Source organism: Stenotrophomonas sp. PS02301 (assembly GCF_029959485.1).
GTDB lineage: Bacteria > Pseudomonadota > Gammaproteobacteria > Xanthomonadales > Xanthomonadaceae > Stenotrophomonas > Stenotrophomonas maltophilia_Z.
Map to the genome: position 1 here is coordinate 49,651 of NZ_JASCOO010000010.1, position 15,965 is coordinate 65,615.

The 15,965-nt window shown below is 66.6% G+C and carries 14 protein-coding genes; 3 read left to right on the forward strand and 11 right to left on the reverse strand.

The genetic code is table 11. The features are described 5' to 3' along the window. Positions 1 to 192 precede the first annotated feature (192 nt). Positions 193 to 2,622 (forward strand): penicillin-binding protein 1A, encoded by a 2,430-nt coding sequence (locus QMX81_RS04460; protein ID WP_152152542.1) that lies wholly within the window; start codon positions 193 to 195, stop codon positions 2,620 to 2,622. A gap of 259 nt (positions 2,623 to 2,881) precedes the next feature. Then, positions 2,882 to 3,529 carry a hypothetical protein gene (locus tag QMX81_RS04465; protein WP_121039430.1) on the forward strand — a complete coding sequence of 216 codons (648 nt, stop codon included), beginning with the start codon at positions 2,882 to 2,884 and terminating at the stop codon, positions 3,527 to 3,529. Between the two features lie 18 nt (positions 3,530 to 3,547). On the opposite strand, the gene QMX81_RS04470 is transcribed toward QMX81_RS04465, so the two are convergent. After that, positions 3,548 to 4,312: an alpha/beta hydrolase gene (locus QMX81_RS04470; protein WP_282259047.1), complete on the reverse strand. Its 765-nt coding sequence runs from the start codon at positions 4,310 to 4,312 to the stop codon at positions 3,548 to 3,550. A gap of 96 nt (positions 4,313 to 4,408) precedes the next feature. Between QMX81_RS04470 and QMX81_RS04475 the strand changes: the two genes are divergently transcribed. Further along, positions 4,409 to 5,185, forward strand: a complete 777-nt coding sequence (locus tag QMX81_RS04475; RefSeq protein WP_121039436.1) for a helix-turn-helix transcriptional regulator — start codon at positions 4,409 to 4,411, stop codon at positions 5,183 to 5,185. A 62-nt stretch (positions 5,186 to 5,247) separates the two neighbouring features. Here the strand turns inward: QMX81_RS04475 and QMX81_RS04480 are convergent, their stop codons facing one another. The 10 genes from QMX81_RS04480 to QMX81_RS04525 form a co-directional block, all read right to left on the reverse strand. Then, entirely contained in the window at positions 5,248 to 5,613 is a 366-nt protein-coding gene (locus QMX81_RS04480) for a NirD/YgiW/YdeI family stress tolerance protein (RefSeq protein ID WP_259259272.1), read from the reverse strand. A gap of 149 nt (positions 5,614 to 5,762) precedes the next feature. Beyond that, positions 5,763 to 7,040 carry a citrate synthase gene (locus tag QMX81_RS04485; RefSeq protein ID WP_121039442.1) on the reverse strand — a complete coding sequence of 426 codons (1,278 nt, stop codon included), beginning with the start codon at positions 7,038 to 7,040 and terminating at the stop codon, positions 5,763 to 5,765. 316 nt (positions 7,041 to 7,356) lie between these two features. Beyond that, a complete protein-coding gene (locus tag QMX81_RS04490; RefSeq protein ID WP_019183873.1) occupies positions 7,357 to 7,617 on the reverse strand; it encodes a type B 50S ribosomal protein L31 in 261 nt (86 codons plus the stop codon). A 112-nt stretch (positions 7,618 to 7,729) separates the two neighbouring features. After that, entirely contained in the window at positions 7,730 to 8,665 is a 936-nt protein-coding gene (locus QMX81_RS04495) for a nucleoside hydrolase (protein ID WP_088432679.1), read from the reverse strand. A gap of 217 nt (positions 8,666 to 8,882) precedes the next feature. Next, on the reverse strand, positions 8,883 to 10,994 hold the full coding sequence (recG, locus tag QMX81_RS04500) for an ATP-dependent DNA helicase RecG (RefSeq protein WP_121039445.1): 2,112 nt from the start codon (positions 10,992 to 10,994) through the stop codon (positions 8,883 to 8,885). 1 nt (position 10,995) lies between these two features. Then, entirely contained in the window at positions 10,996 to 11,388 is a 393-nt protein-coding gene (locus tag QMX81_RS04505) for a RidA family protein (protein ID WP_121039448.1), read from the reverse strand. Positions 11,389 to 11,708: 320 nt separating this feature from the next. Beyond that, positions 11,709 to 13,868, reverse strand: coding sequence for a bifunctional (p)ppGpp synthetase/guanosine-3',5'-bis(diphosphate) 3'-pyrophosphohydrolase (locus QMX81_RS04510; protein ID WP_121039451.1), 2,160 nt, complete (start codon positions 13,866 to 13,868; stop codon positions 11,709 to 11,711). Positions 13,869 to 14,024: 156 nt separating this feature from the next. Continuing rightward, positions 14,025 to 14,324, reverse strand: a complete 300-nt coding sequence (rpoZ, locus tag QMX81_RS04515) for a DNA-directed RNA polymerase subunit omega (protein ID WP_005410877.1) — start codon at positions 14,322 to 14,324, stop codon at positions 14,025 to 14,027. Between the two features lie 112 nt (positions 14,325 to 14,436). Then, entirely contained in the window at positions 14,437 to 15,102 is a 666-nt protein-coding gene (gmk, locus tag QMX81_RS04520; protein ID WP_121039454.1) for a guanylate kinase, read from the reverse strand. Then, positions 15,099 to 15,959, reverse strand: a complete 861-nt coding sequence (locus tag QMX81_RS04525) for a YicC/YloC family endoribonuclease (protein WP_121039457.1) — start codon at positions 15,957 to 15,959, stop codon at positions 15,099 to 15,101. The genes gmk and QMX81_RS04525 overlap by 4 nt, the downstream gene beginning before the upstream one ends. Positions 15,960 to 15,965 lie beyond the last annotated feature (6 nt).

Sequence of the window (15,965 nt, forward strand, 5' to 3'; positions counted from 1 at the left end):
CAGAACCTGCGACCGCGCATTAATAACGTTTTTTTTGCAAATCGCAACCGTCAAGCTGTAAAACGAGCACTACGGCTCGTTTCACGCGTCCCCAGACGGTGATCGACTGCTCTCCCCGGGAACACCCCCAGCCGTTCCCTTGCGTAATCTATACTCTGCGACCACGAAATTCGCAATCGGAATCTGTCACTGATGACACGTCTTCGCCGTTGGCTGCGCTGGATGCTGGTCGCGTTCCTGGTCCTGGCATTGATCGGCGCTGCGGTTGCCGGCGGCCTGTATTACGCCGTCTCCTCCAAGCTCCCGGACGTGCAGACCCTGCGCGACGTGGAGATGCAGGAGCCCATGTACGTCTATGCCAGCGATGGCAAGCTGATGGCGGTGTTCGGGGAAACCCGGCGCACCCCCATCACCATGAAGGACGTCCCCGAGCGCCTCAAGCAGGCGTTCCTCGCTACCGAGGATGCGCGCTTCTACGAGCATGGCGGCGTGGACTACAAGGGCATCGGCCGCGCGGTCTGGCTGCTGGCCACCACCAGTGACAGGCGCGTGCCCGGTGGCTCGACCATCACCCAGCAGGTCGCCCGCCAGTTCTTCCTGAGCTCGGAATACAGCTACACCCGCAAGCTGGCCGAGATCCTGCTGGCACGCAAGATCGAGAGCGAGCTGAGCAAGGACGAGATCTTCGAGCTCTACCTCAACAAGAGCTTCTTCGGTAACCGCGCGTATGGCGTGGCCGCCGCGGCCGAGTTCTATTACGGCAAGAAGCTGGGCGAGCTGGACCTGGATGAGATGGCCTCGCTGGCCGGCATCCCCAAGTTCCCTTCCTCGGGCAACCCGATCAGCAACCCCGAGCGTGCCCGCGAGCGCCGTGACTTCTATGTGCTGCAGCGCATGGCCAGCCTGGGCTTCATCTCCCAGGCCGAGGCCGACGCGGCCAAGGCCGTGCCGATGCACGCCACCGCGCATGAGCCGCCGGTGCAGGTCGAAGCGCCTTACGTGGCCGAACTGGTGCGCCAGGAAATGATCGCCCGCTTCGGCGGCGACGTGGTCAACAAGGGTTACCACGTGACCACCACGATCAACGCCGAGCTGCAGACCGCGGCCAACCTGTCGGTGCGCGATGGCCTGCTGGCCTACGACCACCGCCACGGCTGGCATGGCGTGGAGCAGCACGTGGAGGTGCCGGCCGACGCCGATGCCGCCGCGCTGGCCACCAAGCTGGCCGGCATTCCGGCCCAGACCGGCCTGCTGCCGGCGATCGTGGCAGCCACCGCCGCCGATGGCAGCGCGACCGTGGTGCTGGGCAACCGCAGCGAGGTGGTGCTGCCGGCCAGCGCTGCCCGCTGGACCAACAAGACCCCGGCCAAGCTGGTCACCCGCGGCGACATCGTGCGCGTGCGCGCCGGCGAGAAGGAAGGCGAGTGGCTGCTCGACCAGATCCCGCGCGGCCAGGCCGCGCTGGTCTCACTGGACGCTGAAAACGGCGCACTGAAGGCACTGGTGGGCGGCTTCAGCTTCTCCGGCAACAAGTTCAACCGTGCCACCCAGGCGCGTCGCCAGCCGGGCTCGAGCTTCAAGCCCTTCATCTACGCGGCCGCCTTCGACAAGGGCTTCAACCCGGCCTCGATCGTGCTCGATGCCCCGGTCGTGTTCCGCGACCGCCGCGGCAAGACCTGGTCGCCGCAGAACGACGGCGGCGGCTTCCGCGGCCCGATGCGCCTGCGTGAAGCGCTGGTGCAGTCGCGCAACCTGGTCTCGGTGCGGCTGCTCGATGGCATGGGCGTGGATTACGCGCGCAAGTACATCAGCGAGTTCGGCTTCGCCGAGGCCGAGCTGCCGCCGAACCTGTCGATGTCGCTGGGCACCGCCTCGCTGACCCCGCTCTCGGTGGCGCGTGGTTACGCGGTGTTCGCCAACGGCGGCTCGCGCGTGGACACCTGGCTGATCGACCGGGTGACCGACCGCGACGGCGTGGAAGTGTTCAAGGAGAACCCGGCCATCGCCTGCCGCGACTGCGCCGGCACCAGCGGCGTGCCGGTCAGCCAGGTGGTGGATGGCTTCAACTTCGGCTCCGCACCGGCGGCCAATGCCGCGCCGGCCAAGCCGCAGCAGGCCACGTCCACCGCCGCCGCCGAAACGCCGGTAGCGGTGAACCCGGATGCCAAGGTCGCCCCGCGCGCGATCGATGCGCGCACCGCGTATCAGCTCAACTCCATGATGCGCGACGTGGTCCAGCGCGGCACCGGCACCGCGGCCAAGGTGCTCGGCCGCGAGGACGTGGGCGGCAAGACCGGCTCGACCAACGATCACCGCGATGCGTGGTTCTCCGGTTTCGGTGGCCCCTACGCGACCACCGTATGGGTCGGCCGCGACGACTTCCGCTCGCTCGGCTACCGCGAGTACGGCGGCCGCGCTGCCCTGCCGATCTGGATCGAGTACATGCGCGTGGCGCTGAAGGACACCCCGATCGCGCAGAACGAGCCGCCCTCGGGCATGGTTCAGGCCACGCTCAACGGCGCGACCGAGTGGGTCAAGGTGGAGGACATGGAGAAGCTGGAGGAGTACGACTTCAACAGCCATGCGCCACAGGCCGACGACGCCGCGTTCGATATCTTCTGACCGCATGCGCCGGCTACGCCCGGCGCCGCGATGGAATACAGGCCGGGCATTGCCCGGCCTTTTTTTGGTTCTTTTCCATCAGCATGGCAAGCATGGAGCGCGCTCTGCATCTTTGCAGGCGCGGCGGCCAGGGAGTCGGGCGCTGGGCCGCGATGCCCTTGCCGGCGAATGTCCCCCGGCGTCGGCCTGTGGCGCGACTCTACCCGCCTGTCACATCGCCGGTGTACATTGCCGTGCAGGTCGCCAAGGAGTACCGGTCATGCATCGAGCCCGCCAGCATGCAGCCACGCAGACCCGTGAGCGCCGCCACCAGCTGGCGCACGAAGCCGCCCGGCTGATGGCCGAGGGCGGCATCCGCGACTATCACCAAGCCAAGCTCAAGGCGGCCACCCGGCTCGGCATCCATGACGATGCCTCCCTGCCCCGCAACACCGAGATCGAAGACGCCCTGCGCGAGTACCAGCGCCTGTTCGCCGGTGCCGACCATGGCGCGCAGTTGCGCCAGCGCCGCGAGGCCGCCCTGCGTGCGATGGACTTTCTGCAGGGTTTCTCACCCCGCCTGTGTGGCCCCGTACTGGACGGCACCGCCGACGCCAACAGCCCCGTGCAGCTGCAGGTGCACAGCGACGATGCCGATGCCGTGCAGCGCTACCTCGATGAGCACGGCATTCCGGCCGAATCACGGACGCGCCGGTTGCGGCTGGACCGCGAGCGCAGCCTGGACGCCCCGGTCTGGGTGTTCAGCGCCGAAGACCTGACCTTCGACATCGCGGTACTGCCGTATGACGGCCTGCGCCAGCCGCCGCTGTCGGCGATCGATGAGAAGCCGATGCGGCGTGCGTCGGCTGCACAGGTCCGGGAGCTGCTGGCCGACAGCGAGATCGAGGGCTATCTGGGCAGCCGCTGAGAGTACGCGCGGCCTCCTTCAGGCCTCGGCGAACGGAACCAGAAAGCGCTCGATCGCCGCGACCAGGGCCAGCGGCGTTTCGTTCATCGGGTAGTGACCCGCATTTTCCAGCACCTCCACGGTCGCCTGCCGATAGCGGCGCAGGTAGGTCCTGCCCATCAATGCCGCGTTGAACACAGGATCGTGCTCGCCGATCAGCACCTTCACCGGATGCCGGTCCGCAATCTCCGCGCTGAAATCGGTGTCCGCCCAGGCCGGGAAGTACGCCGCGAATGCCTCCGGCGAGGCGTGCGCCATCGAGTACTGCGCCTTCCAGTCCAGCCACGCGGCGGGCAACCGCCCACCGGTGCTGCGATCGATGATGCCCCGGCGGATGCTCACGCTGCCTGCGGCCGCTTCAAGCAACTGCCGGGTCGGGGAATCGTAGGCAATGCCACCGCAGGGCACGGGCGCGACGGCGACCAGCGCGCGCACGCGATCCGGGGCGAGCACCGCGATCCGCTCGATGGCCATGCCGCCCATCGAATGCCCGACCAAGCTGAAGGTCTCGATGCCGAGCGTGTCGGCCAAGGTCAGTGCGTCATTGGCGATCTCGTCGATGGTGTAGCTGCCACGCACATCGCGCATCCCGCCGTAGCCGCGGCAGTCCATGAAGACGTAGCTGAACACCTCACCGGACAGCCACGGCTCGATCGGTTCGAAGGCATGGGCGTCGCCAAACCAGCCGTGCAGGACCAGGACAGGATGGGCGCCAGTGCCGACGCGATGAAAGGTAGTGGGCATGGCGGCACCATGGAAACGTGAGGTTGGGCCGCGATGTTAGGGCGGCGGCGCGTGGCCCGCCGTCGACGCCAGGCCGATGACGATAGAATCCGGGCCATGCGCAATACCCTGCTCGACCCCTTTGAAGATCTGCCGCGCGCCGTGGTGGTCACCGCCAACGACTACGCCGCCGGATCCGTCTTCCCCGATCACGCTCATCGGCGCGGTCAGTTCGCGTTTGCCTCGCGCGGCACCATCAGCCTCACCACACCCGAAGGACACTGGCTGGTGCCACCACAGCGTGCCTGCTGGGTGCCGGCAGGCGTCGCGCACGCCATGGCGATGCGTGGCCCGGTCACGATGCTCAATGTCTTCGTAGCGGCCGAAGAAGTGGCGGCGGTCCAGTTGCCGGCCCGCTGCGGCGTGCATGCCGTATCGGCGCTGCTGCGGCACCTGATGGACGATGCGGTCGATCTGCCGGCACTGTACGACCTGGAGGGGCGTGCCGGCCGGCTGATGCAGTTGCTGGTCGCGGAGATCGCTGCGATGCCACGGCTGTCACTGCATGCACCGCTGCCCCGCGACCCGCGCCTGGCGCGCGCCTGCCAGCGGCTCTTCGATGCGCCCTCGATCGCCGCCTCGCTCGATGAGGTCGCCGCCGAGGCGGGCATGAGCCGACGCACGTTCACCCGCCAGTTCCGCGCGGACACCGGGGTGGGGTTTGCCGAATGGCGCCAGCAGGTCTGCCTGCTCGCCGCGATCGAACGCCTGGGTGCCGGGCAGCCGGTCACCCGGATCGCACTGGATCTGGGATACGCCAGCCCAAGTGCGTTCTCGTCGGCGTTCCGTCGCGTGCTGGGGGAACCGCCCAGCCGCTATGTGGAAACACGCTGAGGGCCGCCGGACGATGAACGCAGAACGCCCCGCACTGCGGGGCGTTCGACGGTGCAGGCAGATCAGCGCGTGCCGATGATCCGCACGTGCTCCACATCGATATCGGTGGGTTTGAAGCGATGGGTATCGACTTCTCCCTGCAACTCCACCACGGTCGTCGCGCTGACGGGCTGCCGGTCAGGCAGATCCTTGTCATCGATCTCGACGTCGATCTCGCCGGTGGCATCCTTGAAGCGATAGCGTTCGTGGCCGATCTTGGCGATCAGCGTGCCCTGCAGCACGACGGGCTGGTCATCGCGCTGGTCGCGTGCTTCGGCGACGGTGGTGACCGCGCTGGTCGCGCCAGGGCCGGTGTACTGGGCATGTGCGCCGGCGCTGACCAGGCTCAGCGGTGCGGCGATGAGGACAACGGCGATCAGACGATTCATGAGGGACTCCATGGGCGTGAGGGTGACCGCCATGGTTGTACCTCGATCGAAGTGAGGCCCATGCAAGAAGTACGAAAAGAGGTGCCCGGCGGCGCCCAAAAAAAACGCCCCGCAGTGCGGGGCGTTTTCATCACAACCTGCCGGGGCGATCAGCCCTGGTAGTCGCGCACGTCGCTGCCGGTGTAGACCTGGCGCGGACGGCCGATCTTCATTTCCGGATCGACCTGCTGTTCCAGCCAATGCGCCACCCAGCCGGAGGTACGGCCGAGAGCGAACATGACGGTGAACATTTCGGTCGGGATCTGCAGCGCCTTGTAGATGATGCCGCTGTAGAAATCGACGTTCGGGTACAGCTTGCGGGCGACGAAGTAGTCATCCTGCAGCGCGGCCTGTTCCAGCTTGACGGCCACGTCCAACAGCGGATCCTGCACACCCAGCTGCTTGAGCACCTTGCCGGTCATCTCACCGATGACCTTGGCGCGCGGGTCGAAGTTCTTGTACACGCGGTGGCCGAAGCCCATCAGGCGGAAGCCGGAGGTCTTGTCCTTGGCCTTGAGCACGGCGGACTCGACGTTGTCGGCCGAACCGATCTCTTCCAGCATCTTCAGCACGGCTTCGTTGGCACCGCCGTGGGCCGGACCCCACAGCGCGGTGACGCCCGCGGCGACCGATGCGTACGGGTTGGCGCCGGTCGAACCGACCAGACGCACGGTCGAGGTCGAGGCGTTCTGCTCATGGTCGGCGTGCAGGATGAACAGCAGATCCAGTGCCTTGACCACGTCCTGGTTCAGCTCGTACTGGCCATCGGCGGACTCGAAGGTCTGCTTCAGGAAGCGGCTGACGTAATCCAGCGAGGTGTCCGGCTTGTTGGCCGGCAGGCCCTTGCCGTGGCGGTAGATCAGGGCCGACAGGGTCGGCACCTTGGCGATCAGGCGCACCGCGGCGTGGCGACGCTGTTCGGCGTCGGACAGGTCCAGCGAGGCGTGGTAGATGCCCGATAGCTGCGCGATGGCGGCGGTCAGGATGGCCATCGGATGGGCATCCTTGGCGAAGCTGCCGATCAGCGTGTTGATCGACGGATCCACATCGGCTTCGGCCGCCAGCTCGTCGGTGAAGGCCTTCAGCTGCTCGGCGCTCGGACGCTCGCCGTTGATCAGCAGGTAGGCCACTTCGACGTAGCTCGACTTTTCCGAGAGCTGCTCGATGGGATAGCCGCGATACAGCAGCACGCCCTTGTCACCGTCGATATAGGTGATGGCGGACTTGCAGCTGGCGGTGGCGGTGAAGCCGGAGTCGTACGTGAAGAGACCGGTTTCCTTGGTCAGCTTCGAAATATCGACGCAATCGTTGCCGAGCGTGGGTTTGATGACTGGCAGAACAACCGACGTGTCGCCGGCGTTGAGCGTGACCTGATCAAGATCGGACACTGTGTGCGCTCCTCGAGGGAAGGCGCCCGCCCAAGCGCATGGGTCAGGCACGTGAAGGAAGTCCACGATCATTATCGTGGATCCCGCCATTATCGCACAGCAACATTTTTGACGCCCTAGGACGGAAGTCGTAGACGCAGCTTCCAGGCCGCACCGCAGGCGCTGTGCCAGCGCGCGCAAGGGCTCGCGCCAACGCACGGACACAGCGTTCCGTCGGCGGGGCATGCAGGCCTCACCTGGCGTTCAGCAAACCGGGGACAACAAAAAACAACGGCCGCCGAGGCGACCGTTGTTTTCAAGCAGCTGCGTCGACAGATCAGGCCGCGGTCGGCGCCGGCTTGCCGAAACGCTTCTGGAACTTGTCGATACGGCCGCTGGTGTCGATCACCTTGTGCTTGCCCGTGTAGAACGGATGCGAAGCCGAGGAGATTTCAACCTTGACGAGCGGATACTCGTTGCCGTCTTCCCACTTGATCGTGTCCTTGGTGGACATGGTCGAACGGGTCAGGATCTTGAAATCAGAGGTAACGTCGTGGAAAACCACGTCGCGGTAAGCAGGATGAATATCGGCCTTCATGGGCGCGCACCGTAATAAGGGCTGGTGGTCAAGAGCGGCATTATAGTCCCGGCCGCCGCAAAGGGCAAGCCGGGTCCATCAACCGTGCGAAAGGTCCGCCGCAGCGGCGTCATCAGACGCCGAGTGCCGCCCTCACCTGGGCCTCGAAGCGACCCTGGTCGTAGGCCATCAGCAGCTGAGTGTTGTCAGGCTGCCCGGTCTGGCGGTTCCAGTCGACAATGGTAGCACCCCGGCTGTGCACGCCGGCCAGTTCCACGTTCAGCGGACGCGATTCGACCCGCAGCGCGCCTTCCGGCTGCAGCGCCCAGGCCATCGCCAGGGCATCGGCGGCGTACCAGCGCTCGCCACGGCTGTCTTCGGACCACAGGCGGGTCTGGCGCGAGATAAGCTCGTAGAAACGGGCCTTGTCGCTGTCCGCCGCCAGCCACTGCTCGACGTCGGCATGCAGCAGGCCGTGGGCGACGGTGGCCTCCCAATCGGCCACTTCGATGTGCGGGAAGCCGGTGAACACGATGTGCGCCGCCTCCGGATCGAAGGCGATGTTGAACTCGGCGGCCGGGGTGATGTTGCCGTGGCAGGTCACCGCCCCGCCCATGACCAGGAAGCGCTTCACGCGCTGCGGCAGGGTCGGGTCGAGCTTCAGGGCCAGCGCCAGGTTGGTCAGCGGGCCGAGTGCGACCAGGAACAGCTCACCGGCGTATTCGTGCGACAGGCGCAGGATCGCCAGCGCAGCGTGTTCGGCCTCGGCCTGGCGCTTGGCGGCCGGCAGGTTCACATCGCCAAAGCCATCGGCGCCGTGCACATGGGCGGCATCGACAGAGGGGTGCAGCAGCGGGTCGGCGGTACCGGCGTAGACCGGCACATCGTCGCGGCCAGCCACTTCGCACAGTTTCAGGGCATTGCGGACCGTGTGGTCCAGGCCTACGTTGCCGGCGGCGATGGTCAGGCCAACGATATCGTGGCGCTCATCGGCGAAGGCCATCAACAGGGCCAGGGCATCATCGACACCGGGGTCGGTGTCGATCAACAGCGGAATCTTCTTGCTCATCGTTGCCGTCTTGATAATCGGCAAGGGACTTTCGCACCCTGTCATGACAAATACAAGGCGGTGCCCTCCCACGCCTCACGTTGGCCCCAAAGCCGGCTGGCCTTGAATGTGGGTGGCTCCTGCTTCGATTACTCGACCGCAATCGGATGGGCCACTTCGCGGCTCTGATCGTGGAAGGACGCGCGCCGGCCTTCGCCCCCTGCCGACCGCCCGCGCGTTATGCCGACGCGTACCGCACGGCTGCGCCGATCCAGCGCCGCACCACCTGATCGGCCACGTCAGGCGCCTCCGCCAGCAGCCGCTCGGCAAGCGCGTGCACACCTGGCAGCAGATCCGCATCGCGGGCCAGATCGGCCATCCGGAACCCGGCCAGGCCGGTCTGCCGCGTGCCCAGCAATTCGCCCGGGCCACGCAGCTCCAGATCCTTCTCGGCGATCAGGAAGCCATCGTTGGTCTGCCGCATCGTTTCCAGCCGCTCGCGCGCCATGTTCGACAACGGCGCCTGGTACAGCAGCACGCAACGCGATACGGCCGAGCCGCGCCCCACCCGGCCGCGCAGCTGGTGCAGCTGGGCAAGGCCGAGGCGCTCGGCATTCTCGATGATCATCAACGAGGCATTGGGCACGTCCACGCCGACCTCGATCACCGTGGTGGCCACCAGCAGATCGATCTCACCGGCCTTGAAGGCAACCATCGTGGCGAGTTTCTCACTCGCCTTCAGCCGCCCGTGCACCAACCCCACGCGCACGCCCGGCAGCAGCGCCTGCAGCGATTCGAACGTGGCCTGCGCGGGCGTGGCATCGAGCTCTTCGCTTTCCTCGATCAGCGTGCAGACCCAGTACACCTGCTGGCCTTCGCGGCACGCGACGGCGATACGCTCGATCAACTCCGGCCGGCGATCATTGTTGAGCGCAACGGTCTGCACCGGCGTGCGCCCGGGCGGCAGTTCGTCGATCGCCGAGACATCCAGATCAGCGTACTCGGACATCGCCAGGGTGCGCGGAATCGGCGTCGCCGTCATCACCAGCTGGTGCGGCACACTGCGCCCACCCGCCCCCTTGTCGCGCAGCGCCAGCCGCTGGTGCACGCCGAAACGGTGCTGCTCATCGACGATCGCCAGGGCCAGGTCCTTGAACACCACACTGTCCTGCATCAGCGCGTGCGTACCGACCACCACCTGCGCCTGGCCCGAGGCGACCTCGGCCAACACCTTGGTGCGCGCCTTGCCGGTGACCTTGCCAGCCAGCCACGCCGTGCGCACGCCCAGCGGCTCCAGCCAGGCGCGCAGATTGTTCATATGCTGCTCGGCGAGCAGCTCGGTGGGCGCGGCCAATGCGACCTGCTTGCCCCGCTCCACCGCCAGCATCGCCGCCAACGCGGCCACCACGGTCTTGCCCGAGCCGACATCGCCCTGCACCAGCCGCAGCATCGGATGCGCCTTGGCCAGGTCCTTGCGGATCTGCTCGAACACGCGCTGCTGCGCACCGGTCAATTGGAACGGCAGGCTGTCGCGCAGCTGCGCCACCAAGGCACCCTGCCCGCGCAGCGAGGGCGCGTGATGCGCCTGCAACGCCATGCGCTGACGGCGCAGACTCAGGTGGTGCGCCAGCAGTTCTTCGATGGCCAACCGGCGCTGCGCCGGATGCCGGCCCGCGGCCAGTGCCACCAGATCGGCGTCCGGCGGTGGCCGGTGCACGGTCAGCAGCGCACTGCGCAGCGAGGGCAACCCCAACCCGGACAACCACCCGGCCGGCAGCAGTTCCAGCGTGGATTCTTCCGGCAGCCTGTCCAGCGCCAGGCCGATGAATTTACGCATCGTGGCGGGGCCAACCCCCTCGACCGCCGGATAGACCGGATCGAGGCTGTCGCCCAGCTCGTCATCTTCATTGCCGCCCATCACCCGGTAACTGGGGTGGACGATCTCCAGCCCGTGATGGCCAGGCTTGGCGGTGCCGTAGCAGCGGATGCGCGTGCCCACGGCAAACTGCGCGACCTGCTGGGCGCGGAAGTGGAAGAAACGCAGCACCAGCGTGCCGTACGAATCATCCTCGATCGCGACCTTGAGCACCGGCCGATAGCGGAACCCGCGCTCCACCGCGCTCACCCGCCCCTCCACCTGCGCCGCCACCCCCGGCTGCAACTGGGCAATGGTGGTCAGCCGGGTACGGTCTTCATAGCGCAGTGGCAGATGCAGCCACAGATCCTGCAGCGACGACAGGCCACGGGCGGCCAGCTTGATCGCCACCGCCGGCCCGATACCGGAGAGCATCGACAACGATGCCTCCCCGGCTGCGGCCAGCGCCGGTGCAGGAGCCCGTGACCGCGCCACGTCAGGCCTGGTCGAGCACCATCACCGCATCGACTTCGAAGTTGGCGGCCTTCGGCAGACCCGCCACTTCGATGGTCGAACGTGCCGGGAACGGCGCCTTGAAGTAATCCTGCATGACCGCATTGACCTTGGCGAACTCGCCCAGATCGGTCAGGTACAGGCCCAGACGGACGATCTGATCCAGCGAACCACCGGCCTCTTCGGCCACGGCCTTCAGGTTGTCGAACGCACGACGCGCCTGCGCCTCGATATCGCCCACACCCACGATGTCACCGGTGGCCGGATCCAGCGGAATCTGGCCCGAGAAGTACACGGTATTGCCCGCACGCACAGCCTGCGAATACGGACCGATGGCCGCCGGGGCCTTGGCACTGGTAATGATCTGACGGGACATGGAAGCTCCACGATTCAAAAGGGGGAACGCAATTGTAGCGCCCCCAAGGGTAGCGCCACGCCATGCGTGGACGCCCCCCAACCGCGCAGCGCCAATGACCCATCCGTTCGCGGTAGCCACGCCACCTCTCTCCGCACCCCCGCACGCCCTGACAGGGAGGTGACGGGTGGGCCGGGGCAGGACCGTGTGTTGCCATGGATGGCAACACACGAGCTTACAGGGACGTACTTGCAGCGGGTCCTGCCCCGGCCTGCCCGTCACATCCCCCACGCAGGAAGAAGGCGCACGTGAACCGCCGTTGGCGGGTAGCAGCTCGCGCGTTACTGGCGCCTGACCGACTGCACCACCGACAACCGCCGCAGACGCCGCATCACTTCCGCCAGATGGTTGCGATCGCGCACCTGGATATTGAACGCCAGCACCGCCGCATTGAAATCGCGGTCCAGATAATCCACCCGCTCGATGTTCGAATGGCTCTGCGCGATCGCCGCCGCCAACTGCGCCAGCACGCCGGTCCCGTTCTCCACCTCGACGATCAACGAGGTGTCGTAATCCCCGGATACCGTCGTATCCCACCCGATCGGCACCCAGCGCTCCGGCGACTTGCGCAGCTCGGCCAGGTTCGGGCAGTCCAGACGGTGCACCACGATGCCCTTGCCGGCCGTGTGGTAGCCCATGATGTCGTCGCCCGGAATCGGCTGACAACAGTTCGCGAAGCTCACTACCCCGCGCTCGCTGCCATTGATCAGGATCTTTTCCTGCGAATGCTTCGAATGCGCCCCACCGCGCAGCTCCGCATACGCCATCAGTGCCTGCGCGGCCTGGTTCGGCATCCAGTTGCCCAGCGCCACTTCGGCCAGCAGGGCCTCCAGGCGCGGATACCGGTGCTCGGCCAGGAACGCATCCAGGCGCCCCTTCGGCAACCGCTCCAGCGAGCTGTCCATCGCCTCCAGCGCGCGGTCCAGCATCCGATGGCCCAGCTGCACCGCGTCCTCGTGCTCGAGCTGCTTGAGCTGATGACGGATCGCCGTGCGCGCCTTGGAACTGACCACGAACTCCAGCCACTGCGGCTTGGGCGTGGCCGAACGCGCGGTGATCACTTCCACCGTCTGCCCACTGACCAGCTTGGTGCGCAGCGGGACGAGCTTCTTGTCCACCCGCGAGGCGACCGCCATGTTGCCCACATCGGTATGCACCGCATAGGCGAAATCCAGCGCCGTGGAATTGCGCGGCAGCGCCAGGATCTTGCCCTTGGGCGTGAACAGATAGACCTCGTCCGGAAAAAGATCCACCTTGACGTTGTCCAGGAATTCCAGCGACGAGCCGGCGGCACGCTGGGAATCGATCAACTCCACGATCCACGCATGCGCACGGCTCTGTGCGCTGTTGGGCGAGTCGCCCCCGAACTTGTAGGTCCAGTGCGCGGCCACGCCGCGCTCGGCGATCAGGTCCATCTCCTCGGTACGGATCTGCACCTCGATCGGCGAGCCATACGGCCCGAACAGCACCGTGTGCAGCGACTGGTAGCCGTTGGCCTTGGGGATCGCGATGAAATCGCGGAAGCGCCCATCCAGCGGCTTGAAGGTGGCATGCACCGCGCCGAGCGCGTGGTAGGCGCTGGGCACGTTGCGCACGACCAGGCGGAAGCCGAACACATCCATGACCTGGTCGAAGGATTTGTTCTCGTCGTGCATCTTGTTGTAGATGCTCCACGGGGTCTTGATGCGGCTGACCAGGCGATGCTCCAGCCCTTCCTTGGCCAGGCGCTGGCTCAACTGCACTTCCACCTGCGCCATCGCCTCGCGGCGCACCACCGGCTGGCTGCGGATGTGTTTTTCCAGGATCGCGTGGCGCCACGGGTACAGCGCCTTGAAGCCCAGGTTCTGCAGCTCGCTCTTGACCAGGCTCATGCCCAGCCGCTGCGCGATCGGGGCGTAGATTTCCAGCGTTTCGCGGGCGATGCGGCCACGTGCCTCGCGGCTCTGCGCACCCAGCGTACGCATGTTGTGCAGGCGGTCGGCCAGCTTGATCATGATCACGCGCAGATCGCGCGACATCGCCAGCAGCATCTTGCGGAAACTCTCCGCCGCCGCTTCCTGGCGATCACGGAACTTCAGCTTGTCCAGCTTGGTCACGCCATCGACCAGCTCGGCCACGGCTTCGCCGAACTCGGCGGCCAGCTCCTCGCGGGTCAGCGGCGTGTCTTCGATGGTGTCGTGCAGGATCGCAGCGATCAGCGCCTCCACGTCCAGGCCGAGCTCGGCCAGCACCTGGGCCACGGCGACCGGATGGGTAATGTAGGGTTCGCCCGACTTGCGGGTCTGGCCGGCATGCGCGGCGGCGCCTACTTCCCAGGCGCGGCGCAGTAGTGGCAGTTGGTCGGGCGGCAGATAGTGCGCTGCGCGCTCAAGCTGGAGGACATAGTCGGGTACGGCCGCGCCGGCGGGCGTGGCGACCTTGGCAGTGGGGCCTGGGTTCATGCTCAAAGACTATGCCAGCGGCGTGATATCGGCAAATCCTGAACAGGGAGTTTCACCTGCAACAACACGCCCTCACCACAGCGACTGGCGGCACAAACGAAACAGCCCGCCAAAAGGCGGGCTGTTCGCAGCAACAACAACGGACGCGCGAGGCGATCAGTCGTCGTTCTTGGACATGTCTTCGTCGGCGACGACTTCGGCAGCGGCCCATTCCAGTGCTTCACGCTCGGCACGCTCGCGCTCGGCCTTCTCGACTTCGTCGATCAGGGCGTTGTCGATCTTGCGGGCGGCAATTTCGCGCAGCGCCAGCACGGTCGGCTTGTCTTCGGTTTCGCTGTTGTCCAGGGTGGCCTGGACGCCATTGGCCAGCTGACGGGCGCGCTTGGACGCCATCATGACCAGTTCGAAACGGTTGTTCACGACTTCCAGACAATCTTCTACGGTGATGCGGGCCATGCGGGCTCCCGGCAGCCGGTGAGGGCTGCTCAATCGAATGAGGGAAAGGGGACGGATTGTACCGGCCAGGGCTGGACAAAATCAAGCCAACCGGCTAGCACCCCGTTGAGAATCAGTCGGTTGTGGCCGGATCCTGGGTCAGCAGGGCCTGGATGAGGCCCGCGTGGCGGACCTTCTGGGCTTCCCGGCGCAGGCGGCTGGCCGTGAAAATGGCACACAGCTCGTCCACCGCGGTCTCGAAGACCTCGTTGACGATCACGTAGTCGAAGTCGTTGAAGTGCAGCATTTCTTCACGCGCGGCGGCCAGGCGCTGGGCGATCACCGCCTCGCTGTCCTGCCCGCGCTTGCGCATCCGGTCCTGCAGCGCCTGCTTGGACGGCGGCAGGATGAACACGGTGACCGTGCCCGGCACCAGCTGGCGGACCTGCTGGGCGCCCTGCCAATCGATCTCCAGCAGCACGTCCTGGCCGGCCGACAGCTGTGGCTCGACCGACTGTCGTGCGGTGCCCTTCCAGTCGCCATGCACCCAGGCATGCTCGAAGAAGTCACCGGCGGCGATCATCCGCTCGAATTCCTCGGCGCTGACGAAGTGGTAGTGCTCGCCATTGATCTCACCCGGGCGCGTGGCGCGCGAGGTGAACGAGATCGACAGGGCGATCTGCGGGTCGCGGGCCAGGGTGGCGTTGACGATGCTGCTCTTGCCGGCCCCGGAGGGCGCGGCCACGATGTACAGGGTGCCGCGCGCAGGCGCGCCGACGGCCGGGATCTGGCTGCTCATTCGATGTTCTGCACCTGTTCGCGGATCTGGTCGATCAGCACCTTCAGCTCGACGGCGGCATTGGAGGTGCGGCTGTCCACCGATTTGGAGCCCAGCGTATTGGCCTCGCGGTTGAACTCCTGCAGCAGGAAGTCCAGGCGGCGGCCGACCGGCTCACGCTGCTTGAAGACGCGGCGGATCTCGGCGATATGGCTGCCCAGGCGGTCCAGTTCCTCATCCACGTCCAGCTTCTGCAGCCACATGACCAGTTCCTGCTCGGCCCGGCCGGGATCGACCGGGTGCGGCAGGTCGGCCAGGCGGGCGGCCAGCTTGGTGCGCTGGCCCTCGCGGATCAGCGGGATCAGGGTGGTGACCTCGGCGGCGATGCGCTCGATGCTGTCCACGCGTTCCTGGATCGCGGTGGCCAGCTTGTCGCCTTCACGCTCACGCGCGGCGACGAAGCCGTCCAGCGCCGTATCCAGCAGCGCCAGGGCTTCGGCATGCAGCGCGGCGGCATCCACTGCCTCGCCCTGCATCACGCCCGGCATCTGCAGCAGTTCGGTGAAGCTCACCTGCAGGCTCGGGAAGCCCGAGGACAGCCGGGTGGCCAGCTCGCCGAGCTGGCCCAGCAGCGCATCGTTGACCACCAGTGCACCGGTGACCTCCGGCGCGCGCAGGCGCATGACCAGATCGATCTTGCCGCGGCTGCAGCGGGAAGCGACGCGCTCGCGCAGGTGCGGCTCCAACGCACGCAGTTCTTCGGGCAGGCGGACGCCGACCTCCAGGAACCGGTGGTTGACCGAGCGCAGCTCACAGGCCAGCGTGCCCCAGCGGGTGGCGCGCTCGCCGTTGGCATAGGCGGTCATGCTTCGAATCATGCGGGT